The sequence below is a fragment of the Bacteroides propionicigenes genome (assembly GCF_018390535.1).
Classification (GTDB): Bacteria; Bacteroidota; Bacteroidia; order Bacteroidales; family Bacteroidaceae; genus Bacteroides; species Bacteroides propionicigenes.
The window spans coordinates 1-24,398 of sequence record NZ_JAHBBW010000010.1 but is presented as its reverse complement, the minus strand read 5'-3'; the positions used below and the strand labels follow the sequence as shown (position 1 = coordinate 24,398).

Sequence of the window (24,398 nt, the reverse complement as noted above, 5' to 3'; positions counted from 1 at the left end):
CGGTCTTGTCACTCCTCCTCATAAACGGCTATATTCGACTCAGACTCCTGTACTTCTACCTTGAAGCAAGTCGGTATCCGGTCGCATATCCAACGCGCAATATTCTCGGCTGTGGGATTAAACGGAAGAACTTCATTGATATTCCGGTGGTCCAGTTTTTCTTTCACCACCTGTTTGATATGGCTGAAATCGACTACCATCCCATCGGCATTCAGCTCTTTGGAACGGCAATAAACTGTGATTATCCAATTGTGACCGTGCAGATTTTCACATTTACTCTGGTAAGAAAGCTTCAGGCTGTGAGCTGCCGAAACTTCCATTCGTTTAATGACTGTGTACATACTGTTAATACGCTAATTAAAATATCATTTATAGAATTGTGCATCTAATGTCACCTCGATGCAGCAGCAAAAGTACAAAAAACGCTGGAATTGACAGTTATTTATTCTATTTTTGCAGCATGAAAGCCCTTTATATTTTATTCGGTACACTTTCTTTAATACTCGGCATCATCGGCATTTTCCTTCCGTTGCTGCCCACAACCCCATTTCTGCTGCTCACGGCCGCCCTCTATGTGCGCAGTTCTCCCCGCCTCTACAACTGGCTGTTACATCAGAAATACTTGGGAAACTATATCCGTAATTTCCGTGAGAATAAAGCCATTCCGTTAAGAGCCAAAATAATTTCCGTATCACTGATATGGATAACAATCCTCAACTGCATCTTTTTCATAGTCCCCTACTGGTGGCTGAGAATACTATTGCTGCTGATTGCAGTAGGAACAAGTTATCACATCCTCTCTTTCAAAACACTTCGCCAATAGACAGGTAAGAAGTATCACATTTTTACTTTATCGCAATGCGCTTCAAAAAATGCTCCCAATCCCTTACGGGCATCTGCAAGTTTATCTTCCCAATGTTTCACCGAATTCTGCCCGATAATATCGGTCACATACTTCACGGCGATGAACGGCGTATTTTTGGCACGGCACACCAATGCCTGGGCATAAGCCTCCATATCCACGACATCCCCTGTCACATCCGACAGTTCCGTCAGGAAAGTATCGCCCGTATTGCATATTCCTTCGCCCTGCCAATGCAGGCAATAGCCTTTCCGGGCCAACAGTTCCGCCGAATCTATCTCGCATTCCATATCAAATCCTGTCAGATTCTGCATATCACGGTCTACGAAATGACGGCATACAAAAACATCCCCTACCTGATGGCGAACAGTGCCTGCCGTACCCATATTGACAACCAAATCGGGCTGCGCACGATTAATCGCTTCCGTAAGATAAAAAGCCGATTTCACCTTTCCTATTCCGGTACGCAAATAACCTACCTGCACCTCTTCTTCCCCTATCAAACCGGGAAACTTCAATTCTGTAAATTCACCCTGAACGGCGTAAGTAACTAAAATTCTCATATTCTCTGGTTCTTGTTTCAATTCCTATTTCATAATATACGATTTCAGCGCTTCCACATATTCCTCAAAAGCGTCGATACCCTGCGGAGTAATCTTACAAAGCGTACAAGGCATTTTCCCCTTAAAAGTCTTTGTCACCTCTACGTACCCCGCCTTACCAAGTTTATCCAGCTGCACACTGAGATTGCCTGCCGTTGCACCGGTTTGCTGACGGATATATACAAAATCCGCTTCTTCAACACTGATGAGCAACGACATTATGGCAAGCCGCAGTTCGCTGTGGAGCAAAGGGTTCAATTCCTTAAACATATTACTTCCTTTTATTTTCCTTTTTTGCTTTATAATTCAAGATATGTCCCGGTATAATCATTGCAAATATAATCACCAAAATAAATTCCGGCAACACCTGCAAAGAAGAAGACTTGTCCAAGACATCAAACAACATCTTCACCCCCAACGCAATACCAAAACCGGGAAATCCCGAAAATATCGTATAACGAATGATGCTGCCCGTAAAAAGACTGCCCAGCGAAATCAATATGGCACACAGAGGCAAGATTATCTCAAAACGATGAAAGTACGTGGCCCACAACACAACCCCCATGCAGACTATTCCCAATACTTGCCAAACTTCATTCAGCACCTTATCTATATATAATTTCACCGGCTTTTCCTTTCTGCGCATAAGAATATAGCTCAGCAGATACCCTATGACGGGAATTCCCCAAAAGCCCCACATCCATACAGGATTTTGCGTCAGGCTAACCCCAATCCAAACAACCAAAGTCAGCAATGCGCACACATACCCCCACAACAAAAACATATTACCGCTACCCGTATCCAGATTACGACGGGTATTCTGTATCATTTGAGTGATGAGCTCCAAGCTCTCTTTCTCGCTTAACTTTTTATCTTCCATAGTCTTATTTTATTTATCCGTTACTCACTTTATTTTTTCACTTCTTTCCGGACATCCACCATGTTATATTGCCCTTTATCAGTGGCAATCATCACTTTCCCCCTATCCGAACGAACATTCACCACCTTAACCGTCAAACCAGCCTGTGCAGATGCCATATATGCAAAAGCAACAAACACAAATAGCATAACCCACTTAATTGTTTTCATACCATCACTTTTATTTAATGCAACTTAAATCAATCACTCTTTGGGTTCGAACTCCGATACAAATATAAGTAGTTTATTTTATAAACCAAATTATTTTATGAGAAATCCAACATCCATACGGATAAATCAACCGAAAGTGATTAAAGAAACTATTCCCTACACAATTACGGACTAATATCAACCATACTAAAATTTAATCGTCCGACATCCGTTACACTTTCGTCCGACAGCTGTTTAATTATCGTCCGACAACTGTGGGACGATAATTAAACAGCTGTCGGACGATTAATTTTCAGCATTAAAGAAAATTGGTGCATAGCAACAGAGAATTTCGTACTATATAGTCCCATTTTTCCTTTATTTCAGTGCATACGGAACATTTTTCCCTGAAAAGCTTTTGTAATCTCCAAGTTAATTGTATTTTTGTGTACAATTTTGGTGTAGTAATGACAGACGAAGAAAAGAAGCTATTAAGTACTTTTGAAGCCAGACTGCGGCATTTAATCTATCTGCATGATGAATTAAAGCGCGAAAATGCTGAACTTAAGCAACTTCTCGAATCAAAAGAGGAAGAATGCGAGAAGGTACGAGCCGATTACAAAGAGCTGGAGACTAACTACACAAACCTAAAAACAGCTACGGCAATCAGCCTTAACGGCAGTGACGTAAAAGAGACGAAACTGCGATTGTCCAAATTAGTGCGTGAAGTCGATAAATGCATCGCTTTGTTAAATGAATAAAAGAAAGAGGATGTATGAACGATAAGATAAAGATAAACCTGCAAATGGCAGGAGCCACCTACCCCCTCACCATCAACCGCGAAGATGAGGAAATAGTAAGGGAAGCTGCCAAACAGGTAAATATCCGGGTCAATGCGTATCGGGAACATTATCAGAATATCCCTTCAGAGAGGATTATAGCCATGGTGGCTTATCAATTTGCTTTGGAGACACTTCAGTTGAAAGACCGTAATGATACTGAACCCTATACAGACAAGATAAAAGAACTGACAGAAGTATTGGAAACCTATTTCAAAGAAGAATAAGGAGACGATTTTCTGTTCTGTTTTTACGAGAGAGACAATATCGCGCACTGTACAAAAGCCCCGTCCGGTAACAGACAGGCTTTTATGCAGTGCTTTTTATTTATATACTTAAAAACAAATTAATAAAATGACAGTAGTTACAATAGTAGTATCCATTGCCTGTTTCATCGTTGGCGGATTTGCTTCGTACATGTTCTTCAAGCATGGATTGAAGTCCAAATACGACAGCATCCTCAAAGAAGCCGAGACTGAAGCGGAAGTAATTAAAAAGAACAAGTTGCTGGAAGTAAAGGAAAAGTTCCTGAACAAGAAAGCCGATTTGGAGAAAGAAGTATCGCTCCGTAACCAAAAGATACAGCAGGCAGAGAATAAGTTGAAGCAACGTGAACTGGTATTGAACCAGCGTCAGGAAGAAATTCAACGCAAGAAGTTGGAAGCCGAAGCGGTGAAAGAGAATCTGGAAGCCCAATTGGTAATCGTTGACAAGAAGAAAGAGGAACTGGAGCATATGCAGCGTCAGGAAATCGAAAAACTGGAAGCCATTTCCGGACTTTCTGCCGAAGAAGCCAAAGAACGCATGGTAGAGTCTTTGAAGGAAGAAGCCAAGACACAGGCGCAATCCTACATCAACGACATTATGGACGATGCCAAACTGACGGCAAGCAAAGAAGCCAAACGTATCGTAATACAGTCCATCCAACGTGTGGCAACAGAGACCGCCATCGAAAACTCCGTTACCGTATTCCACATCGAATCGGATGAAATCAAAGGACGCATCATCGGTCGCGAAGGACGTAACATCCGCGCGCTGGAAGCTGCCACCGGTGTGGAAATCGTTGTGGACGATACTCCGGAAGCTATCGTTTTATCAGCTTTCGACCCGGTTCGCCGCGAAATTGCCCGTCTGGCATTGCATCAGCTGGTAACGGACGGACGCATCCACCCCGCACGCATCGAGGAAGTAGTGGCCAAAGTACGCAAGCAGGTGGAAGAGGAAATCATCGAAACCGGTAAACGTACCACCATAGACTTGGGTATTCATGGTCTGCATCCCGAACTTATCCGTATCATCGGTAAGATGAAATACCGTTCATCTTACGGTCAGAACTTGTTGCAACATGCCCGTGAAACAGCCAATCTGTGTGCTGTAATGGCATCAGAACTCGGTTTGAACCCGAAGAAAGCAAAACGTGCCGGATTGTTGCACGATATCGGTAAAGTGCCCGATGAAGAACCGGAATTGCCGCACGCACTCTACGGTATGAAACTGGCAGAGAAATTCAAGGAAAAACCGGACATCTGCAACGCCATCGGCGCCCACCACGACGAAGTGGAAATGACCAGCTTGCTGGCTCCCATCGTACAAGTATGCGATGCTATCTCAGGCGCACGTCCGGGAGCACGCCGCGAAATTGTAGAAGCCTACATCAAGCGTCTCAACGACCTCGAACAACTGGCAATGTCTTATCCGGGCGTAACGAAGACCTACGCCATCCAGGCAGGACGTGAATTGCGCGTAATCGTCGGTGCGGACAAGATTGACGATAAGGCTACAGAAAACCTTTCCGGTGAAATAGCCAAAAAGATACAAGATGAAATGACCTATCCGGGACAGGTGAAGATTACCGTTATCCGTGAAACGCGTGCGGTAAGCTATGCCAAGTAAGTAAAAGAATACAAGACTTAAAACCATAAAAGGAGCGTTGGTATCAAACCATCCGCTCCTTTTTTATTTTATCCGCTTCCGGAGTTCGCGGAGTTTCCGTATATTTGGCGGTACAAAGCAAAGATAAAAGCTATGAAGGAATATTTATTTGAAGTCTGTGCAAACTCCGTAGAGAGTTGTATGGCCGCCCAAGCCGGCGGAGCCGATCGGGTAGAACTATGCGCCGGAATACCCGAAGGGGGAACTACCCCTTCTTACGGTGATATTGTCATTGCAAGAGAGGCTTTGCAAAACACCAGGTTACACGTCATTATCCGTCCTCGCGGCGGCGATTTCCTATACTCTCCCACAGAGCAGCGCATCATGCTGAAGGACATAGACAATGCCCGCCGCTTAGAAGCGGACGGCGTTGTTTTAGGCTGCCTGACGGCAGACGGCGAAGTTGATATTCCGCTAATGAAGCAATTTATGGAAGCTGCCCAAGATATATCGGTGACTTTTCATCGTGCCTTTGATGTCTGCCGCAATCCGCAAAAAGCGCTGGAAGATATTATCAGCCTCGGATGCGACCGCATCCTGACTTCCGGGCAGCAACCCTCTGCCGAAATAGGCATTCCTCTGTTGAAAGAACTGCAACAACAGGCAGCAGGGCGCATCACCCTGCTTGCCGGCTGTGGAGTAAATGAAACTAATATTGCACGCATAGCCCGCGAAACAGGTATTCACGAGTTCCACTTCTCGGCAAGAGAAACAGTAACAAGCCGTATGCAATATCGCAAAGACAAAGTTCCTATGGGCGCAACCGTACAAATCAATGAATTTGAACGGAACGTAACTACTAAGGAACGGGTAAGGAAAACAATTGAAAAGTTGAAAACAGATATATCAGAATGATAGAGTTACAGTCTTCCTCTTTTTCAATTATCAAAGGCCTTTTATTGTTTTCATCAACTGTTCGCCCAATCCTATTGTATAGCCTTGCGACACAAAGACCACCCTATTGAATGTATCTGCAATGATAAATACAGGCAAGGTTCCTTTATGTCTTAACTTCATGGACTCTGCAATTTGGGACTGGATACCCTCCGTATCTATACCATAGATAATAGTAGAAGGCAAGTCGGGGAAAGACTCTTGAACGAATTTCTCGGACTGTGTCTCATTCGGGAAAAGCAATACCATTTTCCGTCCCCACTTTTCCAAATCAGCCTTGAAAGCTGCAATATCACGCAACGCATGATTGGTAGGCTCTTGGTTGACTCCCAAAATGCCGACAATATAGTACCCGCGTCCGCATGCCGACAACAAGCTTTGTTTGGAATCGCCCTCTTGAAGCGGAATAAAGAGAGACTCCGAATTGAAGTTACCTATCACCTGCACCTCATCCCTGCTCTCGCGCATCACCAACTCAATACGAGTGGTCTGTCCCGGTTTAATGCTGAAGCCCGCAAGACGTGAAAGCACACCACCGCTTGCCAGGCGGGTTCCGGTCACTAAAAAATAATCTCCGGCATCCAATGCCGTACCGTTCTTCAGCAGGCTGCTCCAAGTAGTGCCGTCCCCCGTATCGGGATTACCTTCACTGTAAGACAGTAGTTGCAACTTGCCCTGCGGAGTCACTTTAGAGAGAGTAAAATGAGAATAATATTTAGGATCGTCCACCGACTTGACCGGCGAATAGTTAGCGATAAGTTTACCCTTTAGAGGTATTAACTCCTCCATAAACACAACTTCTTTCGGATTGCAATCCAAATCTACATCCACTGCACCATCTTCCTTTATCAGTTGCACTTTGCCCGTTACCTCGTCTATGCGTGCAGGTATTCCCATGCTGCGTGCCATGGAAACAAAAAAGATGTCCCGGCTGTGTGCATCCGCCAGCCGTGCCCTCCACACGCCTTCGGGAGAGACAGGATCACCGCCTAAGTTGCAATCTTTCTCCACACGGATGTTCTCTACCACCCACTCCACCAGCTTCATCGGCTGCGCCGCATAGGCTTCCATATCTTCTTTTGAAACTTCCTTCTTGAAAAAAGCTTTGTATGGAGTCAGCATTTCGTTGCTCACACGCGGATTACGCACGTATTTACGGAAATACTCCGCACCGGTACGCACTTTGGACAGCATATGGTCTATCAACACTTCCAAACTTACATCCCGAAGATCTTTTGCCGAAATCCGCTGCAACAGGTCGATGCCCCCTTTCTTTGACTTTTCAGAACGCAGACGGGTCATGAAGTCGCAGATTACCTTATGGTTGCCACGGGAGGCAACCAGTATTTTGACAACCGCATCCTCATCCAACTTGTATTTACGGGCAAAGGTGCGCGCTGCATCCTCGGTCATAAACGTTGCAGTATAAGCACCACGGATAGAATCTTCCTGCGCCAGTCTAAAGTCATTCAAAGCACGTTGCTCAGGTGTTACTTCGGGCAGATTGGCAGTTTCCAACGGCGGCACGACATCCATATCTACGGTAAATGTATCACCGTCCTTTTTATCAAGCTTCACCGTCAATTCCTGCTGCTTGCCGAAAGATATTTTGGCAAAACCGAAACATCCGTCCTTTGACGCCCATACCAGCATATCCCCCTTCCCGGCTGTCAGGTCGCAAACACCGCCGGCAGAAGTATATTTGGTAGCAACTGTATAGAATTCCGCATAATTGTAAAGTTTGAATTCCACGCAGGCGCTATCCACAGGCGCACCACCAGCATCCACTACGGTTACGGCTGCTTTTGTCGCAGGGGCATAGTTACCAATCACATTGATTTCTGTATAGGTGGGGGTAACGGACATTATCTCTTCCACCCCCTCATAACGTCCGAAGACCTTTGTGTGCATCAGCATCCCCCGACTGGCAGGCGCATTGAACCAGCCAAGATTGAGAACAGGTTCGGGTTCGCAAGCTCCCAAAAAATACCATTTACCATCTGCCCATGCCTCTACCCACGCATGATTATCATCGGTATGGGCCCAACGGGGTGTATATACCTGACGTGCCGGAATCCCCACTGAACGGAGCGCGGCAACCAAAAACGTAGACTCTTCACCGCAACGGCCGTAAGCGGTGCGCACCGTTGCCAAAGGAGAACTGGTACGAGCATCGGAAGGCATATAAACAGCTTTCTCATGACACCAGTGGTTCACTTCCAAAATGGCGTCCTGCAAAGGAAGAGATTTTACCCGGTCTTTCAGCTCTTTATAGAATACTACACGGGCGCTGTCCAAATGCTCATTATTCACCCGTACCGGAAGAACAAAATGCCGGAATATATCTTCTGGAATAATCTTTCCCCAAGGCATTTCATCGGCAGCCTGCCGGGAAGCACGTACATTCATCAAATGAAATTCCCCTGAGTAATCCGCAATATCAGCCAAAGGCATATAAGCATAGAGAAACTCCAATGCTTCACGCTCATAAGTAGTGAGAGAAGCATCGAATATGGAAAACAAATCTCCATGCGGCATCAAAGTCCTTTTCTGTTGAAAATCTTGCTCCACACGCGAACGATAGGCAGCATCTGTCATAAAATGGGAATGACCGCAAGCAGCCAGCAGGCACGACAGGCTGATTATCCCGAAAAATAAGGTGATGTGTCTCATAATGTACAATCATTGAAGTTGGAGTACAAAAATAACATAAATCGTGTGCAAAAGAAAAGATAGGTAATATATTTGTAATACACGGATAGCAAAACAACGTATTTTTTAAGAAAACAAAGACTATAATGCAATTTTCTATGTTATAAAACATATTTTTCACGAACATTTTGTATCTTTGCAGCGTTAATAAGAGAGAAAACAATAAAAGATGTTTAATCGCTTTCCGAAACGCGGAAAGCAAAAAAGAAGATGATTATGAAAAAGAATGCAAATGAAATTTTTATGTTACAGTACCGTATCAAACGCTATCAAGCAATGGGTAACGGAACAATGTGCCAAACCTTAAATGGCAAACTACAAAAACTGCTTGCAGAGCAAGCTGCTATAACCATGTAAATTACACCTTTAAATAAAATGAACGAGGGCAGGAAATTTTTCAGTTTCCTGCCCTCTTCTTTTATCATTTTCTTGCCCATGTAAGATAATATGTTTACACCTCCACAATATCCTTGCCAAAAGGAGCCAACGCCAAAGCTGCAAGTTTGAAATGCTGCATACCGAAAGGAATGCCAATAATAGTGATACACAACAATATGCCAAACCCCAAATGTGAAAGGCAAATCCATATTCCACCCAGAAAAATCCACAGCACATTCATCAGTATATACAGACAGCCGCCTGAACGCTCTCCACTGCGCACATCCTTACCAAACGGCCATAAAGCAAGACCCGCCATTTTCATTGTCTGCATACCAAAAGGGATACCGACGATTGTAATCATCATTAAAAGACTGGCTATCATGTATTCCACGGCAGTAAAAATACCACCGAATATCAGCCATAAAACATTCATTAGACAACCCATTGTATTACGTTTTTATGTTCGACATTACAAAGATAATATACTTTCTTACCTATTCACTAAATTCCCAGTCACTAAATTCAAAACTTAGCTGTTCCCAAACACCTTTTTCATCACTTTCTTCACGAGGATTGGACACCGAAAGACCTATCAGTCGGATAGGATGATGCACATAGTCGACTTCTTTCAGAAGCTGTTTTGCCAATGGCAGGATTACATCAAGAGTAGTCAACTCTTTAGATTGTGTAATGCTGCGGGTAATCTGGCTGAAATCATGGAATTTGATTTTCAGCGTCAACGTATTCCCCCGAAAGTTCTTATGCTCCAAACGCCCCACCAACTCCACCGCCGTATGATATAATTCAATAATCACCGATGCCTGCCGGTTAATATCTTTTTCCAAAGTATGTTCGCATCCGATAGACTTGCGAATGCGTACCGCCTCTACCGGACGGAGATCTATCCCACGGGCGAAATCATAATAAAGACTTCCCACCTTACCGAACTCGCGCAACAGCATTGCGTGCGAACAGGCACGCAATTGTTCTCCGTTGTGTATCCCCAAAGCGTGCATCTTCTTTGCTGTCACCGGACCTACTCCCCAAAAACTTTCTATCGGCAAATGTGCTATAAACTCCAAAGCCTGATTGGGATGAATGGTGCACAAACCGTCCGGCTTGCGATAATCGGATGCTATTTTGGCAAGAAATTTATTGTAGGAAACTCCCGCAGAAGCCACTAAATTCAACCTTTCACGTACTTTCCGTTTTATTTCTTTAGCTATGTCCACAGCCAAGAGAATGCCCGGTTTGTTTTCCGTCACATCCAAAAAAGCCTCATCCAAAGAGATAGGTTCTATGATATCCGTATATTCATGGAAAATCTCATGTATCCGGCAAGATACCGATTTATACGTATCCATACGTCCCGGAATAAAAATAAGCTGCGGACATAACCGTTTCGCTTTCTGTGATGACATAGCCGAACGCACCCCGAACCGGCGGGCTTCATAGCTGGCAGCAGCTACCACACCCCGCTCCTCAGCATGACCTACCGCCACGGGTTTGCCACGCAGTTCAGGATTATCACGCTGTTCTACAGATGCGTAGAAAGCGTCCATATCAATATGTATAATCTTCCGTTCGGTCACCATCATACCAACTACCGATACAAAGATACACTAAATTTTCTTCATTCGGAGTATGCGCTGATAGACATAAATAAAAGCGGGAATAAGGAATAAATCTGCAAAAATCCAGGCAGTCGGGTCACCAAAGCAAACGGCAATGTAGCCAAATGCCGGAACTGCCAACAAACTGACCAAGATACGGGCTATCATTTCGGAAACACCCGAAAGCATAGCCAGATTGGTGTAACCTACCCCTTGAATAGTGTAGCGCAGAATACAGAGTAAACCCAGTATCGGGAAAAAGGAGACAGATATATGCAGGAAAAGTTCCGTATCTTTTAAGATTTCCATTTCCGAAGCCTCTACGAACAATAAAGCGAACGTTCCGGCGCCGAACATCAGCGCCACAAAAGTAAATGCCCAGTAGATAATCATCATAAGCGCACTTGCCTTGACACCCTGCCATATGCGTTCAGGCTTGCCTGCACCGTAGTTTTGTCCACTATAAGTTGCCATTGCCATACCCAAACTCTCGAAGGGGCACATAAAGAACATCTTGATACGCATGGCAGCCGTAAAAGCCGCTACACACGCCGTACCCAACGCATTATTGGCACTCTGCAACATAATACTGCCTATGGCGGTTATAGAGAACTGTAATCCCATAGGCACTCCGATATACATCAGTGTCCGTGCCAATGCACCATCGAATTTACGTTCGGCAGGAGTCGTCTTCAGAATTTCAAAACGTTTCATCATATAGATGTAACACAACACTGCCGAACCCCCTTGAGAAAAGACCGTAGCGATTGCCGCTCCCGCCACACCCCAATTCAAAACGAGGATACAAAACAGGTCAAGCAGAATATTCAAGACAGTGGAAAAGAGCAGAAACCAGAACGGTGTCTTGCTATCGCCCAAAGCACGTATAATGCTGGATAACAAGTTATAGAAGAATGTACAGGGAACACCTATAAAAGTAACGAGCAGATAGTAATAAGCTCCGGTAAAAATATTTTCCGGTGTACGCATCATGCGCAGGATGTCTGCACAATAAATGCTTGTAACTACGGCAAGCACCACCGACATTACCGCAGCCAGTTGCAAACTGACTGCCACATAACGGCGCATCGTAACATAATCCCGTGCCCCGAACTTCTGCGCCACCGGAATGCCGAATCCGCCGCAACATCCGTTGCAAAAGCCAAGTATCAGGAATATGACCGATGTGCTTGCCCCGACAGAAGCCAGCGCATTTATTCCCAAGAATTTACCGACTATTGCAGCATCCACCAAAGAATAGGTCTGTTGCAGCAAATTACCCAGCAATAAAGGCAAAGTGAAATTGAATATCAGCGGAAGCGCCCGTCCTTCCGTCATTTCTCTTGATGTTGCCATACAATCTAATCCCTCCGAAAACCGGTGCAAAATTAGTAAAAGAAAAGTTTACGGGAATTGATACATATCAAAAGATTCGGGCTACTTACAAACGGTCCGTCTCTTTCAATACAGAACTATGAGCCAAATAGTCGGGAGCCTCGGCATAGATATACATCACACTGCCCCCTTTGATGGCGTCGATGATAGGACGGGTAAGTTTTTGCGGAACAGCCGGACAGCCGAAACTGCGTCCCAAACGTCCTCCCTCGCTTACAACCGAAGGATTGGCATAGGCAGCCCCGTGCATCACTATGGCACGCTCACGGGCGCGGTCATTGATGCCCTTTTCCAACCCGTTCAGGATAAGGGAATAACCGTTCTTACCCTGATAGGTTGTCTCAGTCAAATAGAATCCCAAGGAACTTTTATAAGAACCGTATTCGTTGGAGAACGAAGTGGCATACTTGTCACCACTATTTTTCCCATGCGAAACAACCGATGAAAAAAGCAGCTTCCGCTGTTTCATATCGAATACAAACAGACGCTTCTCGGTAGAGGGGCGGGAGAAATCTATCAGAGTCAGCACATCCCGTTTACGGTCTGCTATTTTATGATACCCCGTTACCGCCTGACGGAAAGCTTTCCAGCTTACTACTCCTTCCAGTTGCATGGAACGGTACAAACCGGCATATGCAGCCGACTCTACCGCCAGCGTAACATCCGGCTTATCCGGCACATCGGCAGAAGGCTTGCTCCCCAAGAAAAGGAAACAAGGAAAAAACAGTAATAAAAAAGACAAGCAAAATCGCAACATAAACATCTGACCTGAGAAAATATCGGCGGCAAAGTTAATACTTTTCGCCCATACACCTATCACACAGATAGTTAAAAAAGACAGGTGTTATTCGATAACAACTACTAAAGAACGTTCCGTCGGCGCCCAGTCAAACACAAACTTTGCGTGTGAAGTAGCATTACGCACGCACATATGCGAACGCGGTGTGGTGCCAAGCGACCAACTATATTCAATCATTGCCGTACGCGGAACATTCACCGGCACTCCATGAATATAGGCTCCGTTGGTGAAGCGGCTGGCATAGGGCGCATACCCGCCCGTTGCCGTAGAGCCATCTTTAAGAAAGACCATGCGCGATTTCTTTTGTTGAAGCAAATACATACCCAGCGGTGTCTCCTGCGCATAGGGCGGTGCATGCCGTCCCGTAGTGGCAGGATTCATGCTGCGTATTTTCCATTCACCTTTGTCCACACGCTCCAACGTGGCGATATTCTGGTCCAGACGGTCTACGAAAATGGCATGGTTAAAGACGGTACTGTCCGCCAGCTGTTTCAAATAACGGCGGGGAGCCAACCATTCATCTTCTAACGTAATAGGAAGAATACGGTCGAAGCTGCCTTCCGCACCCAGCAAATAAGCCAGTGTCCCGTCTCTGCCATAACGCTCGGGAACCAGCGTATCTCCCGGCAGGTACAAAGGAACGGACTGATAACGCTCCACTCCGAGAGTGTCCGCCACACGACGATAGGTGTTACGCACAAACTTGCGAACCAAAGGAGCTTCCCGGTTCAAATTCTTATAATTCTGCAAAACCACCCACTTCACACTGTCTCGTTGCATATTCTCAATATAAGCCAGACAATTGCGGATTACATCCCATTTGAACGAACGCACGGTATCCTTGTACGGATAGGTATCTTCCAACGTATATGTATCGTAAAGCAACTCTTTGGTTAGCGTTATATCGGCTGCCGTCAACAACTTCTCCTTGAAAGGCGTTTCCACCACAGACACAACGGTATCGACAGGTTCCGATACCTGCGCAACAGGAGATGAAACCCGGTCTTGACGCCCGTTACATCCTGCAAGCACCATGTATGTAGCCACAGCGGCAAAGAGGAAGAATCGTTTCATAAAGATAAATTTAAGTTCGTAATCGGATTCAGAATCTTCATGAATACCTGACTCTACGAACAAAGATATAATTTTTTCTTACGTTTACAACGATTTTTCCCCGATAATTGTTGTGCTCCACAGTACTTTTCAAGCAGGGGGGGGTATCTAAGTATACGACTGAGACTATCTGAGTATACGCCCGAAAAATGTTACCCGGATAAATCACAAAGGTAACTTTGCAACTTGGTTGCATTTACCATTGCCTATCTTTGCATCAAAAATAGAAGATAATATGGGACATCATAATTGTACATGTTGCTGTGCGCATGACAATGCACAGCCAAAGAATGCACCGGGCAATATCGGTTTCTTAAAGGAATATTGGAAAATCCTGCTTTCAGCCCTTCTGCTTTTTGGCGGAATAGCCATGAAAGCGATGAATTTAAGTTTCTTCTCAGACGATGCCGTCGTACTTGTCTGGTATCTGCTGGCATATCTGCCCGTAGGTTTACCCGTACTGAAAGAGGCATGGGAAAGTATTCTGCAGAAAGATATTTTCAGCGAATTTACGCTCATGTCCATCGCTACATTAGGGGCTTTCTATATTAAGGAATACCCGGAAGGCGTAGCAGTAATGCTGTTCTATTCATTGGGAGAATTATTTCAGGACAAAGCGGTAAGCAAAGCCAAGCAAAACATCAGCGCATTGCTTGATGTACGCCCGGAAACAGCAACTGTTATCAGAGGTAATGAAGCCTTCATTGAATCTCCCCGCAATGTACAAGTAGGCGACATTATAGAGGTAAAAACCGGAGAACGTGTTCCGCTGGACGGAACAATGTTAGGGGAGACCGCTGCGTTCAATACTTCCGCCCTTACCGGCGAAAGTGTGCCCCGCACAATTCGTAAAGGCGAGGAAGTACTTGCCGGAATGATTGCCACAGATAAGGTTGTCAGAGTGAAAGTAACTAAACCTTTTGAAAAGAGCGCCTTGTCACGCATACTGGAGCTGGTGCAGAATGCGTCCGAACGCAAAGCCCCCGCCGAGTTGTTTATACGTAAATTCGCCCGTATCTACACGCCGATTGTAACCGGACTGGCGGTATTGATAGTGTTGCTGCCTTTTCTCTATTCATTGGCAAATACCCAATTCATATTCACTTTTGACGACTGGTTGTATCGGGCACTTGTATTCCTGGTTATATCATGTCCTTGCGCTTTGGTGGTAAGCATTCCTTTGGGATATTTCGGCGGTATCGGCGCTGCATCCCGTTTGGGGGTATTGTTCAAAGGCGGTAATTATCTGGATGCCATTACCAAAGTCAATACGGTAGTCTTCGACAAGACGGGCACACTGACAAAAGGAACGTTTGAAGTACAGGCCTGCCATACACAACACGGCACATCCGAAAAAAAGCTGATACAAATCATCGCCTCCGCAGAGCGCAACAGCACGCACCCCATAGCCAAAGCTATTACCGGCTACGCGGAACAAAGGCAGATACCCTTTGCTCCCGCTGCAGAAGTCACGGAAATTGCAGGTCATGGTCTTGAAACAAAGATAAACGGACAGCACATACTGGTAGGTAACACCCGCCTATTATCCAAATATAACGTGGAATATCCGCAGAAATTATCCACGATTGCCGATACGGTGGTAGTCTGTGCCATCGATTCTGCCTATGCGGGTTACCTGCTGCTATCCGATACGCTGAAAGAAGACGCCCGCAAAGCTATAAAGGATTTGAAAGCTTTAAATATCAATAATATTCAGATATTATCGGGAGACAAACAGGCGATTGTCACTAACTTTGCAGAGAAACTGGGAATAACACAAGCTTACGGAGACCTGCTACCTGACGGAAAAGTGGAACACATAGAGAAACTGAGGCAAGATGCAGATAACCGGATAGCTTTTGTAGGCGACGGCATCAACGATGCTCCCGTCCTTGCCCTCAGCCATGTGGGAATTGCAATGGGCGGATTGGGCAGCGATGCCGCTATAGAAACCGCTGATGTTGTAATCCAAACCGACCAGCCTTCGAAAGTAGCTACCGCCATTCGTGTCGGAAAACAGACACACAGAATTGTCTGGCAGAACATTTCGCTGGCTTTCGGAGTTAAATTATCGGTACTAATATTAGGTGCCGGAGGATTGGCGACATTGTGGGAAGCCGTCTTTGCAGATGTAGGCGTGGCCCTCATTGCCATAGTAAATGCTATACGCATACAGAAACTGATAAAATAGAAAGGCTGAATCTTATGACAGAAAAGGATTATTTAGACCTGTTGGCAAAAAGAGAAATACAACCTACCGCCATACGTATCTTGGTATTACAAGCTATGCTAAAGGCAGGCCGTTCCGTCTCTTTGCTCGATTTGGAAAATATGCTGGATACGGTTGATAAATCTTCTATCTTCCGCACCATCACCCTTTTCCTCTCCCATCACCTGATACACAGCATTGATGACGGAACAGGCTCTTTTAAATATGCGGTATGCAGTGCAAGTTGCTCTTGCGAAGTCAACGACCTTCATACTCATTTTCATTGTGAGGAATGCAACAAGACATTTTGTTTCAAGAATATTCCTACCCCGGTAGTACAAGTTCCGGAAGGATTTACCCTTAACAGCATCAACTATGTACTGAAAGGGCTTTGCCCGGAATGTGCGGCAAAAAACAAAAAGTAGATTAATCGCATTACTCTTTTATACTACTTTCCCTGATTTGCAAATGGGTAGGAATAACTACTTGTTTGATAGTTTTATCCCCTTTTATTTGTTCTATCAACAAACGGCAGGCTGTTTCCCCCATCAAGTATGTCTGATGAGATATAGCCGACAGTTTGGGCTCTACATAATTGGCATGCCGTTCATCCGTATATCCTATAAGGGCTACATCCTGCGGAATACGGAGCCCGTGCCCTTTGATAACTTCCATTGCAGCGAATGCCAGCGTATCATTCATGGCAAGAATGGCATCGGGAGGCTCAGGGAGGGACAGTAATGTTTCCGTTGCTATTTTGCCTTCCTCATAATCAATCTTACGGCATACGACCAATTCTCTTTCTATAGGAATCCTATTCTCACGCAACGCTTCCAAATAACCATGCTTCCTCCGTTTCACTATATCCAGATGATTGGCCCCCCCAATAAAAGCAACCCGTTTGCTTCCATTGTCCAGTAAATGTTGCGTAGCCTTCTGAGCCGAACAAGCTCCGTCCGCAACTACGGTAGAAAACAGTTCCGGCAGACAAACACGGTCGAACAGTACAACAGGCATATTGATATCGGACAGGCTTGTGAAATGGTGATAATCGGTTGTTTCCTGAGAAAGGCAGGCTATAATACCCTCTACACGCATATTTACAAGATTTTCAATACTTCTTTTTTCGTGTTCGTAAGATTCATGTGAAGTAGTGATAATCACAAAATATCCATTGGCTACCGCCGTATCTTCGATGCCGCTCAGAATAGAAGAAAAGAAATGAGTTACAATATCAGGAACAATCACCCCGATGATGCGCGGAGCATTCCTGCGGAGACTCATGGCAAAAGGATTGGGACGATAGTTCATCTCCTTTGCTAATTTTTTAGCTTTCGCACAAAGTTCACGGCTAATCTCCGGACTGTCTTTCAGGGCTCTTGATACAGTTGGAATGGAAACTCCAAGAATTCCGGCAATATCTTTCAGTGAAGTATGTTTTTTGTGTTCCATTCAAAGATTGTCATTAGGTTTGCTCTACAAAGAAAACACATTTCCCGCAAATAAATGTATTCTAAAAAACATTTCTTACGTAAACCGTTACGTGCTTTTTCAGAATCATGTAAGAGTTACCCGACCCATTTGCTGCATACATTTGTCGCATAATCTTAAAACACAAAGTTATGCAATACCATGAAATTGGAAAAACAGGGATGAAGGTTTCTTCCCTTAGTTTCGGAGCTTCTTCTTTGGGAGGGGTTTTCCACAACATCAAAGAAAAAGAAGGTATCACATCCGTATTCACCGCTATCGAATCAGGAATCAACTTTATTGACGTATCGCCCTACTACGGGCACTACAAAGCCGAAACCGTTTTGGGGAAAGCACTGAAAGACATCCCGCGCGACCGTTACTATCTCTCAACCAAAGTAGGGCGCTACGGAAAAGACGGAGTCAATACCTGGGACTATTCTGCCAAACGTGCAACGGAAAGCGTATACGAAAGCATGGAACGGCTGAACATAGATTTCATTGATTTGATAAATGTGCACGACATAGAATTTGCCGATCTGAACCAAGTTGTCAACGAAACTCTGCCGGCACTGGTGGAACTGCGCGAAAAAGGTGTTGTAGGGCATGTCGGTATCACGGACTTGCAGTTGGAAAATCTGAAATGGGTTATCGACCACTCACCTGCAGGAACGGTGGAATCCATACTCAACTTCTGCCATTATTGCCTTTGCGATGATAAACTGGCAGACTTTCTGGATTATTTTGAAGAAAAAGGAATCGGTATAATCAACGCTTCTCCACTATCCATGGGCTTGCTGACAGAACGCGGAGCCCCCGCCTGGCATCCGGCTCCCGAATCGTTGGCCGCCGCCTGCCGGAAAGCCATGCTGCATTGCAAGACCAAGAACTATCCGATAGAAAAGCTTGCCATGCAATTCTCCGTCAGCAACCCACGCATTGCCACTACCTTATTCAGTACCGCCAACCCTCAAAATGTAAAGAACAATATCGAATTTATCGAGGCTCCGATGGACGAAGAACTGGCACGTGAAGTCAAAACGATTATCGGAGATCAACAACGCGTCAGCTGGGCAAATTCTTAATACCGGTTTCTTATGGACTACACAATTATTGATGCACATGCCCACCTGTGGCTGCGTCAGGACACGACAGTAGACGGCCTTCCTATACGGACACTGGAGAACGGACGTTCTTTATTCATGGGCGAAATACGCCAGATGGTTCCGCCTTTCATGGTGGACGGAGTGAACAGTGCCGAGGTTTTCCTATCGAATATGGACTATGCACAAGTATCCGCCGCAGTAATCACGCAAGAGTTCATCGACGGCATACAGAATGAATACCTGAAAGAAGTCACTACCCGTTATCCCGACCGTTTCTTTGTTTGCGGAATGTGTGAATTCCGCAAGCCCGGATACTTAAAGCAAGCCGAACAGCTGATAGACAGCGGGTTCAAAGCCATTAAGATTCCCGCACATCGTCTGTTGCTGAAGGAAGGACGCGTGATGCTGAATTGTGAAGAGATGATGCAAATGTTCCGGTTAATGGAAGAACGGAATATTATCTTGTCCATAGACTTGGCGGAAGGAAGTACCCAGATTGCCGAGATGGAAGAGATTATCGACCGGTATCCCCGCTTGAAGATTGCGATAGGACATTTCGGTATGGTGACCCTGCCCGAATGGAAACAGCAGATTCTATTGGCGCGCCATCCCAATGTAATGATTGAATCGGGCGGTATCACCTGGCTCTTCAACGAAGAATTCTACCCTTTTAAAGGAGCGGTAAAAGCTATCCGTGAAGCCGCAGATTTGGTAGGAATGGAGAAACTGATGTGGGGGTCGGATTATCCGCGCACGATTACCGCCATCACCTACAAGATGTCTTATGACTTCATAACGAAGTCCTCTGAGCTGACAGAAGCGGAAAAAGCCCTTTTCTTAGGGGAAAATGCCCGTAACTTTTACGGGTTCAGCCAACTCCCCGTTCTGCCTTATATCAAGAATATGTCCGAATAAACAAGAAAAATACCATGAAAAAAAATAAATACATTGTTCCCCTTACACTGGTTTTCAGCCTTTTCTTTTTATGGGCCATCAGCAGTAACCTATTGCCTACCATGATTCGGCAACTGATGAAAACCTGCGAACTGAACACGTTTGAAGCATCATTCACCGAAACTGCCTATTGGCTGGCCTATTTCATATTCCCTATACCGATAGCCATGTTTATGAAAAAATACAGCTACAAGGCCGGCATCATATTCGGATTACTTCTGGCAGCAAGCGGCGGATTGCTGTTCTTTCCGGCAGCCATGTTGAAAGAATACTGGGCCTATCTGTGTATCTTCTTTATCATCGCTACCGGTATGTGCTTCCTCGAAACAGCCGCCAACCCGTATGTAACTGCACTGGGAGACCCCCAAACAGCACCTCGCCGTCTGAATCTGGCACAATCATTCAACGGTCTCGGAGCGTTCATTTCTGCAATGTTCCTAAGTAAACTGATTCTCAGCGGCACGCATTATACACGAGAAACCCTTCCAACGGACTATCCGGGTGGTTGGCAGGCATACATACAGGTGGAAACGGATGCCATGAAATTCCCCTATCTGGTACTCGCCTTATTATTAGTTGCCATAGCCGTAGTATTTGTATTCTCCAAATTACCTAAGATAGGTGACGAAGAAACGCAACCCGATGCCGCTGTACCCAAGGAAAAGCTGATAGACTTCGGAGTACTGAAACACTCGCATCTACGCTGGGGAGTTATAGCACAGTTCTTCTATAATGGCGGGCAGACAGCCATCAACAGTCTTTTCCTTGTCTATTGCTGTTCATATGCCGGTTTGGCAGAAGATACGGCCACTACATTTTTCGGCCTTTATATGCTCGCCTTCTTGCTGGGACGTTGGATAGGAACGGGACTCATGGTGAAATTCCGTCCGCAGGATATGTTGGCGGTATACGCTATAATCAATATTGTGTTATGTGGAGTGGTAGTCATTTTCGGAGGTACGGTAGGGCTGTATGCCATGTTGCTCATCTCTTTCTTTATGTCCATCATGTACCCCACACAGTTCTCGCTGGCACTGACCGGACTGGGCAGCCAAACCAAAAGCGGTTCCGCTTTTTTAGTAATGTCTATCGTCGGCAACGCCTGTCTTCCCCAATTGACAGCCTACTTTATGCACGTAAACGAAGATATATATCACATAGCCTATATCATCCCTATGCTTTGCTTCCTCTTCTGTGCATACTACGGTTGGAAGAAATACAAAGTCATTGATTAAATGTCTAATTATTACTATACAATAAAAATGAAAGCAGTCCAGATTACAGCCCCTTCCAAGATGAGGGTGGTTGATGTAGAAAAGCCGGTGGCAGGTGCCGGAGAAGTATTAGTGAAAATAAAATATGTAGGTTTTTGCGGTTCCGATTTGAATACATTCGCCGGACGCAATCCAATGGTGAAACTTCCCGTTATTCCGGGACATGAGGTGGGTGCAGTCATCGAAGAAACAGGTCCGGACGTACCCGCGGAATTGAAAGAAGGCATGAACGTAACCCTGAATCCTTATACCAATTGCGGTAAATGCGCATCCTGCCGTTCGGGACGCGTCAACGCCTGTGAGCATAACGAGACTTTAGGGGTACAACGCAACGGGGTAATGTGTGAATATGCCGTGTTGCCTTGGACCAAAATTATTCCGGCAGGTGATATCACACCCCGCGATTGCGCTTTGATAGAACCGATGAGCGTAGGTTTCCATGCAGTGTCCAGAGGACAAATCAATGACAATGAATATGTCATGGTCATCGGTTGCGGTATGATTGGTATCGGCGCTATTGTCCGCGCAGCACTGAGAGGGGCAAAAGTTATCGCAGTCGATTTGGACGACGAGAAACTGGAATTGGCAAAAAAGGTAGGAGCGGCTTATGTCATTAATTCCAAAACGGAGAATGTGCACGAACGTATGTTGGAAATAACGGACGGATTTGGTGCGGATGCTGTCATAGAGGCTGTCGGCAGCCCGGTTACGTACGTAATGGCTGTGAATGAGGTCGGGTTCACCGGACGGGTTGTCTGTATAGGCTATGCCAAAAGCGAAGTGTCTTTCCAGACTAAATATTTTGTTCAGAAAGAGATTGATATACGCGGTTCGCGCAATGCATTGCCGGCAGACTTCCGTGCGGTAATCAACTACATGAAATCGGGAAACTGCCCGATAGAAGAACTTATTTCCAGGATTGCAACTCCGGAAACAGCTTTGAACGCTATGGAAGAATGGGCTGCAAATCCGGGAAAGGTATTCCGAATTTTAGTAGAATTTTAGTTCTTGTGTTTATCCCCTGATTTGCCATTCCTTCATAAAGATAGATGTAAATCAGGGGATTTTTTTAGTTCAATACTATATAATTAATTTGATACTATGAAATACAATATTACAGCAAAGGAACAAGGTTATCGCGTACGTTCCTATGATATGCCCGTAAAACGTTATTGTCAAACTTTAGACTTAAAAGATAATCCGGAAATGATAGCCGAATACCGCAAACGCCACAGCGAAACAGAACATTGGGCGGAAATTCGGGAGGGCATCCGGAAAGTCGGCATCTTGGAAATGGAGATATACATCCTCGGCAACCGGCTATTCATGATTGTAGAAACTCCGTTGGATTTTGATTGGGACACCGCCATGCAACACTTGGCAACACTTCCGCGCCAAGCTGAATGGGAAGAATATATGGCTGTTTTCCAAGTGTGTAATCCCGGTGCAAGTTCCGCTGAAAAGTGGAAACTTATGGAACGGATGTTTTATTTATACTGATATCTTAGAAAGAGACCTTTAATTAAGATACTTACCATGAAAAAAAATACTATTAATAATGCGAATCAAAAAACAACTACGGATTCACATATAACTAATATTAAATAAACAATTCGTTAAATAATTAATTAAAAAACATATATACAATGAGTTATATTAACAGTAGCTAGCATAATAAAGCCTATCAAAAATGCTAAACTTGTCAAAGAATTATGTAATTTAGCAGCATGCGCTGCATGAATCAACCAATATGTTAATTAAATTTTTAATATTATATTGATTATAATAAAAAATAATATTTATATCTATGAAAACCAAAGTCTTCTTAGTAGCTTTCTTAGTATTTTCGATAGGGACATTGTCCGCTCAAGACTATCAAGTACCGGTATCGGAGAAAAATGAGCCCATGATGAAAGGTAAATTTCAACCTACATGGAACTCACTACAGAATTATCAAGTCCCCGAATGGTTTAGAAATGCAAAATTCGGAATTTGGGCACATTGGGGGCCACAGTGTGTGGAAGGTTCGGGCGACTGGATGGCACGTTCTATGTATCTGGAAGGAACAGCGGAGTATAAATATCATGTAGAGCATTACGGACATCCCTCGGAGGTTGGCTTTAAAGATATCATACCTTTATTTAAGGCAGAGAAATGGAATCCGGATAAATTGGTAGAATTCTATAAAAAGATAGGTGCACAGTATTTCTTTGCTTTGGGTAACCATCACGATAATTTTGATTTGTGGGATAGTAAATACCAACCATGGAATTCAAAAAATATGGGCCCGAAACGTGATATTTTAGCGGAATGGGAGAAAGCTGCGCGCAAGTACGAGTTACCGTTTGGAATCAGTTTTCACGCTGATCATGCTTGGACTTGGTATGAGCCCTCTCAACGCTATGACAGAAACGGCCCTAAAGCGGGCATTCCTTATGATGGTACATTGACTAAGGCAGACGGTAAAGGCAAGTGGTGGGAAGGATATGATCCTCAGGATTTATATGCACAAAACCATCCGATGAGTAAAGGCAGTTGGGCGAATGGCATGATTCATAGCCAGTGGGCTTGGGGAAACGGGGCTTGTTTGCCAACACAAGAATACTGCACTAATTTTTATGATCGCACAGTAGATGCTATCAACCGCTATAATCCTGATCTCATTTATTTTGATGTGACGGTAGCTCCGTTTTATCCCATCAGTGATGCAGGATTAAAGATTGCCGCTCATTTTTATAATCATAATATTGCTACTCACAAAGGGAAATTGGAGGCAGTCATGTTAAGCAAAATATTGGATGAGAATCAGCGTAAAGCCATGGTTTGGGATGTAGAGCGTGGAGCTCCCAATAAGATTATGGAGCAACCATGGCAGTCTTGCTCATGTATTGGAGGGTGGCATTACAATACATCCATTTATGAGAATAGCCGATATAAATCAGCAGCTGATATTGTGAAACTGTTAGTTGACATTGTAAGTAAGAATGGTAACTTGTTGCTCAGCGTTCCGTTGAGAGCAGATGGAACCTTTGATGAAAAGGAAGAAAAGATATTAACCTTAATTCCGCAACACTATTATAAAATATTTTTTTTAAGTACCTGAGCAACAAAAAGTTGCTCAGGATTTTGCCATGTCAGAGGATTCACTTAACTTAGTGTTGCAAAAAAATAATCA

General features: G+C 44.6%; 25 protein-coding genes and 1 pseudogene. 14 read left to right on the top strand and 12 right to left on the bottom strand.

The annotated features are described in order from the left end of the window. Nucleotides 1-8 precede the first annotated feature (8 nt). Nucleotides 9-341 carry a 6-carboxytetrahydropterin synthase QueD gene (gene queD, locus KG118_RS12395; protein WP_117710720.1) on the bottom strand — a complete coding sequence of 111 codons (333 nt, stop codon included), beginning with the start codon at nt 339-341 and terminating at the stop codon, nt 9-11. Nucleotides 342-460: 119 nt separating this feature from the next. On the opposite strand from queD, the gene KG118_RS12390 reads away from it, so the two are divergent. Then, a complete protein-coding gene (locus tag KG118_RS12390; protein ID WP_117710721.1) occupies nt 461-823 on the top strand; it encodes a YbaN family protein in 363 nt (120 codons plus the stop codon). 14 nt (nt 824-837) lie between these two features. On the opposite strand, the gene KG118_RS12385 is transcribed toward KG118_RS12390, so the two are convergent. Genes KG118_RS12385 through KG118_RS12370 form a run of 4 tightly spaced genes read right to left on the bottom strand, consistent with a single transcriptional unit; the run spans nt 838 to nt 2,553 of the window. After that, nucleotides 838-1,425: a 5'-methylthioadenosine/S-adenosylhomocysteine nucleosidase family protein gene (locus tag KG118_RS12385; RefSeq protein WP_117710722.1), complete on the bottom strand. Its 588-nt coding sequence runs from the start codon at nt 1,423-1,425 to the stop codon at nt 838-840. Nucleotides 1,426-1,449: 24 nt separating this feature from the next. Next, nucleotides 1,450-1,734 (bottom strand): winged helix-turn-helix domain-containing protein, encoded by a 285-nt coding sequence (locus KG118_RS12380; RefSeq protein ID WP_117710723.1) that lies wholly within the window; start codon nt 1,732-1,734, stop codon nt 1,450-1,452. A 1-nt stretch (nt 1,735) separates the two neighbouring features. Continuing rightward, complete coding sequence (locus tag KG118_RS12375) at nt 1,736-2,344, bottom strand: hypothetical protein (protein ID WP_117710724.1); 609 nt, start codon at nt 2,342-2,344, stop codon at nt 1,736-1,738. 29 nt (nt 2,345-2,373) lie between these two features. Further along, nucleotides 2,374-2,553, bottom strand: coding sequence for a hypothetical protein (locus KG118_RS12370; RefSeq protein WP_117710725.1), 180 nt, complete (start codon nt 2,551-2,553; stop codon nt 2,374-2,376). Between the two features lie 446 nt (nt 2,554-2,999). Between KG118_RS12370 and KG118_RS12365 the strand changes: the two genes are divergently transcribed. The 4 genes from KG118_RS12365 (at nt 3,000) to KG118_RS12350 (ending at nt 6,158) form a co-directional block, all read left to right on the top strand. Further along, a complete protein-coding gene (locus KG118_RS12365; RefSeq protein ID WP_117710726.1) occupies nt 3,000-3,293 on the top strand; it encodes a hypothetical protein in 294 nt (97 codons plus the stop codon). A 14-nt stretch (nt 3,294-3,307) separates the two neighbouring features. Further along, the gene (locus KG118_RS12360; RefSeq protein ID WP_117710727.1) at nt 3,308-3,598 is read left to right on the top strand and encodes a cell division protein ZapA; all 291 of its coding nucleotides are present in this window, start codon (nt 3,308-3,310) and stop codon (nt 3,596-3,598) included. 127 nt (nt 3,599-3,725) lie between these two features. Then, nucleotides 3,726-5,264, top strand: coding sequence for a ribonuclease Y (gene rny / locus KG118_RS12355; RefSeq protein ID WP_117710728.1), 1,539 nt, complete (start codon nt 3,726-3,728; stop codon nt 5,262-5,264). A gap of 132 nt (nt 5,265-5,396) precedes the next feature. Then, a complete protein-coding gene (locus KG118_RS12350; RefSeq protein WP_117710729.1) occupies nt 5,397-6,158 on the top strand; it encodes a copper homeostasis protein CutC in 762 nt (253 codons plus the stop codon). Between the two features lie 30 nt (nt 6,159-6,188). Here KG118_RS12350 and KG118_RS12345 read toward each other — a convergent pair whose 3' ends face one another. Beyond that, nucleotides 6,189-8,870 carry a transglutaminase domain-containing protein gene (locus KG118_RS12345; protein WP_117710730.1) on the bottom strand — a complete coding sequence of 894 codons (2,682 nt, stop codon included), beginning with the start codon at nt 8,868-8,870 and terminating at the stop codon, nt 6,189-6,191. 255 nt (nt 8,871-9,125) lie between these two features. Between KG118_RS12345 and KG118_RS12340 the strand changes: the two genes are divergently transcribed. Further along, complete coding sequence (locus tag KG118_RS12340) at nt 9,126-9,266, top strand: hypothetical protein (protein WP_199598730.1); 141 nt, start codon at nt 9,126-9,128, stop codon at nt 9,264-9,266. A gap of 94 nt (nt 9,267-9,360) precedes the next feature. Here the strand turns inward: KG118_RS12340 and KG118_RS12335 are convergent, their stop codons facing one another. The 5 genes from KG118_RS12335 to KG118_RS12315 all read right to left on the bottom strand — a co-directional run bounded on the left by KG118_RS12335 (nt 9,361) and on the right by KG118_RS12315 (nt 14,171). Beyond that, complete coding sequence (locus KG118_RS12335) at nt 9,361-9,735, bottom strand: YccF domain-containing protein (protein WP_117710731.1); 375 nt, start codon at nt 9,733-9,735, stop codon at nt 9,361-9,363. A 49-nt stretch (nt 9,736-9,784) separates the two neighbouring features. Beyond that, nucleotides 9,785-10,882: a DNA polymerase IV gene (gene dinB, locus KG118_RS12330; protein WP_117710954.1), complete on the bottom strand. Its 1,098-nt coding sequence runs from the start codon at nt 10,880-10,882 to the stop codon at nt 9,785-9,787. A 30-nt stretch (nt 10,883-10,912) separates the two neighbouring features. Next, nucleotides 10,913-12,259, bottom strand: coding sequence for an MATE family efflux transporter (locus KG118_RS12325; protein ID WP_117710732.1), 1,347 nt, complete (start codon nt 12,257-12,259; stop codon nt 10,913-10,915). Between the two features lie 85 nt (nt 12,260-12,344). Next, complete coding sequence (locus KG118_RS12320) at nt 12,345-13,055, bottom strand: murein L,D-transpeptidase catalytic domain family protein (RefSeq protein ID WP_117710955.1); 711 nt, start codon at nt 13,053-13,055, stop codon at nt 12,345-12,347. Between the two features lie 87 nt (nt 13,056-13,142). Then, nucleotides 13,143-14,171 carry a L,D-transpeptidase gene (locus tag KG118_RS12315; protein WP_117710956.1) on the bottom strand — a complete coding sequence of 343 codons (1,029 nt, stop codon included), beginning with the start codon at nt 14,169-14,171 and terminating at the stop codon, nt 13,143-13,145. A gap of 274 nt (nt 14,172-14,445) precedes the next feature. Between KG118_RS12315 and KG118_RS12310 the strand changes: the two genes are divergently transcribed. Both KG118_RS12310 and KG118_RS12305 read left to right on the top strand, forming a co-directional pair. Then, complete coding sequence (locus KG118_RS12310; protein WP_117710733.1) at nt 14,446-16,401, top strand: heavy metal translocating P-type ATPase; 1,956 nt, start codon at nt 14,446-14,448, stop codon at nt 16,399-16,401. A 14-nt stretch (nt 16,402-16,415) separates the two neighbouring features. Continuing rightward, entirely contained in the window at nt 16,416-16,844 is a 429-nt protein-coding gene (locus KG118_RS12305; protein WP_117710734.1) for a Fur family transcriptional regulator, read from the top strand. 10 nt (nt 16,845-16,854) lie between these two features. Here the strand turns inward: KG118_RS12305 and KG118_RS12300 are convergent, their stop codons facing one another. Next, entirely contained in the window at nt 16,855-17,871 is a 1,017-nt protein-coding gene (locus KG118_RS12300; RefSeq protein ID WP_117710735.1) for a LacI family DNA-binding transcriptional regulator, read from the bottom strand. A gap of 170 nt (nt 17,872-18,041) precedes the next feature. Here KG118_RS12300 and KG118_RS12295 point away from each other — a divergent pair, with 170 nt between their 5' ends. The 6 genes and pseudogenes from KG118_RS12295 to KG118_RS12270 form a co-directional block, all read left to right on the top strand. After that, entirely contained in the window at nt 18,042-18,974 is a 933-nt protein-coding gene (locus KG118_RS12295) for an aldo/keto reductase (protein WP_117710736.1), read from the top strand. A 12-nt stretch (nt 18,975-18,986) separates the two neighbouring features. Further along, entirely contained in the window at nt 18,987-19,910 is a 924-nt protein-coding gene (locus KG118_RS12290; protein WP_117710737.1) for an amidohydrolase family protein, read from the top strand. 14 nt (nt 19,911-19,924) lie between these two features. After that, nucleotides 19,925-21,184, top strand: a complete 1,260-nt coding sequence (gene fucP, locus KG118_RS12285) for an L-fucose:H+ symporter permease (protein ID WP_117710738.1) — start codon at nt 19,925-19,927, stop codon at nt 21,182-21,184. 27 nt (nt 21,185-21,211) lie between these two features. Then, nucleotides 21,212-22,228 carry a zinc-binding alcohol dehydrogenase family protein gene (locus KG118_RS12280; protein WP_117710957.1) on the top strand — a complete coding sequence of 339 codons (1,017 nt, stop codon included), beginning with the start codon at nt 21,212-21,214 and terminating at the stop codon, nt 22,226-22,228. A 96-nt stretch (nt 22,229-22,324) separates the two neighbouring features. Next, complete coding sequence (locus KG118_RS12275; protein WP_117710739.1) at nt 22,325-22,723, top strand: L-rhamnose mutarotase; 399 nt, start codon at nt 22,325-22,327, stop codon at nt 22,721-22,723. A gap of 307 nt (nt 22,724-23,030) precedes the next feature. Next, a pseudogene (locus tag KG118_RS12270) lies at nt 23,031-24,278 on the top strand (alpha-L-fucosidase); the annotation flags it as partial. Nucleotides 24,279-24,398: the final 120 nt, after the last annotated feature.

Bases quoted from the DNA above. Each gene is read 5' to 3' on its own strand.
- KG118_RS12390 (WP_117710721.1), top strand. From the start codon at position 461: ATGAAAGCCCTTTATATTTTATTCGGTACACTTTCTTTAATACTCGGC.
- fucP (WP_117710738.1), top strand. From the start codon at position 19,925: ATGAAAAAAAATAAATACATTGTTCCCCTTACACTGGTTTTCAGCCTT.
- KG118_RS12385 (WP_117710722.1), bottom strand. From the start codon at position 1,425: ATGAGAATTTTAGTTACTTACGCCGTTCAGGGTGAATTTACAGAATTG.
- KG118_RS12345 (WP_117710730.1), bottom strand. From the start codon at position 8,870: ATGAGACACATCACCTTATTTTTCGGGATAATCAGCCTGTCGTGCCTG.
- KG118_RS12340 (WP_199598730.1), top strand. From the start codon at position 9,126: ATGAAAAAGAATGCAAATGAAATTTTTATGTTACAGTACCGTATCAAA.
- KG118_RS12290 (WP_117710737.1), top strand. From the start codon at position 18,987: ATGGACTACACAATTATTGATGCACATGCCCACCTGTGGCTGCGTCAG.
- KG118_RS12310 (WP_117710733.1), top strand. From the start codon at position 14,446: ATGGGACATCATAATTGTACATGTTGCTGTGCGCATGACAATGCACAG.
- KG118_RS12365 (WP_117710726.1), top strand. From the start codon at position 3,000: ATGACAGACGAAGAAAAGAAGCTATTAAGTACTTTTGAAGCCAGACTG.
- KG118_RS12315 (WP_117710956.1), bottom strand. From the start codon at position 14,171: ATGAAACGATTCTTCCTCTTTGCCGCTGTGGCTACATACATGGTGCTT.
- KG118_RS12375 (WP_117710724.1), bottom strand. From the start codon at position 2,344: ATGGAAGATAAAAAGTTAAGCGAGAAAGAGAGCTTGGAGCTCATCACT.
- KG118_RS12335 (WP_117710731.1), bottom strand. From the start codon at position 9,735: ATGGGTTGTCTAATGAATGTTTTATGGCTGATATTCGGTGGTATTTTT.
- KG118_RS12320 (WP_117710955.1), bottom strand. From the start codon at position 13,055: ATGTTGCGATTTTGCTTGTCTTTTTTATTACTGTTTTTTCCTTGTTTC.
- KG118_RS12280 (WP_117710957.1), top strand. From the start codon at position 21,212: ATGAAAGCAGTCCAGATTACAGCCCCTTCCAAGATGAGGGTGGTTGAT.
- KG118_RS12360 (WP_117710727.1), top strand. From the start codon at position 3,308: ATGAACGATAAGATAAAGATAAACCTGCAAATGGCAGGAGCCACCTAC.
- KG118_RS12380 (WP_117710723.1), bottom strand. From the start codon at position 1,734: ATGTTTAAGGAATTGAACCCTTTGCTCCACAGCGAACTGCGGCTTGCC.
- KG118_RS12275 (WP_117710739.1), top strand. From the start codon at position 22,325: ATGAAATACAATATTACAGCAAAGGAACAAGGTTATCGCGTACGTTCC.
- KG118_RS12325 (WP_117710732.1), bottom strand. From the start codon at position 12,259: ATGGCAACATCAAGAGAAATGACGGAAGGACGGGCGCTTCCGCTGATA.
- KG118_RS12370 (WP_117710725.1), bottom strand. From the start codon at position 2,553: ATGAAAACAATTAAGTGGGTTATGCTATTTGTGTTTGTTGCTTTTGCA.
- KG118_RS12295 (WP_117710736.1), top strand. From the start codon at position 18,042: ATGCAATACCATGAAATTGGAAAAACAGGGATGAAGGTTTCTTCCCTT.
- queD (WP_117710720.1), bottom strand. From the start codon at position 341: ATGTACACAGTCATTAAACGAATGGAAGTTTCGGCAGCTCACAGCCTG.
- KG118_RS12300 (WP_117710735.1), bottom strand. From the start codon at position 17,871: ATGGAACACAAAAAACATACTTCACTGAAAGATATTGCCGGAATTCTT.
- KG118_RS12350 (WP_117710729.1), top strand. From the start codon at position 5,397: ATGAAGGAATATTTATTTGAAGTCTGTGCAAACTCCGTAGAGAGTTGT.
- KG118_RS12305 (WP_117710734.1), top strand. From the start codon at position 16,416: ATGACAGAAAAGGATTATTTAGACCTGTTGGCAAAAAGAGAAATACAA.
- rny (WP_117710728.1), top strand. From the start codon at position 3,726: ATGACAGTAGTTACAATAGTAGTATCCATTGCCTGTTTCATCGTTGGC.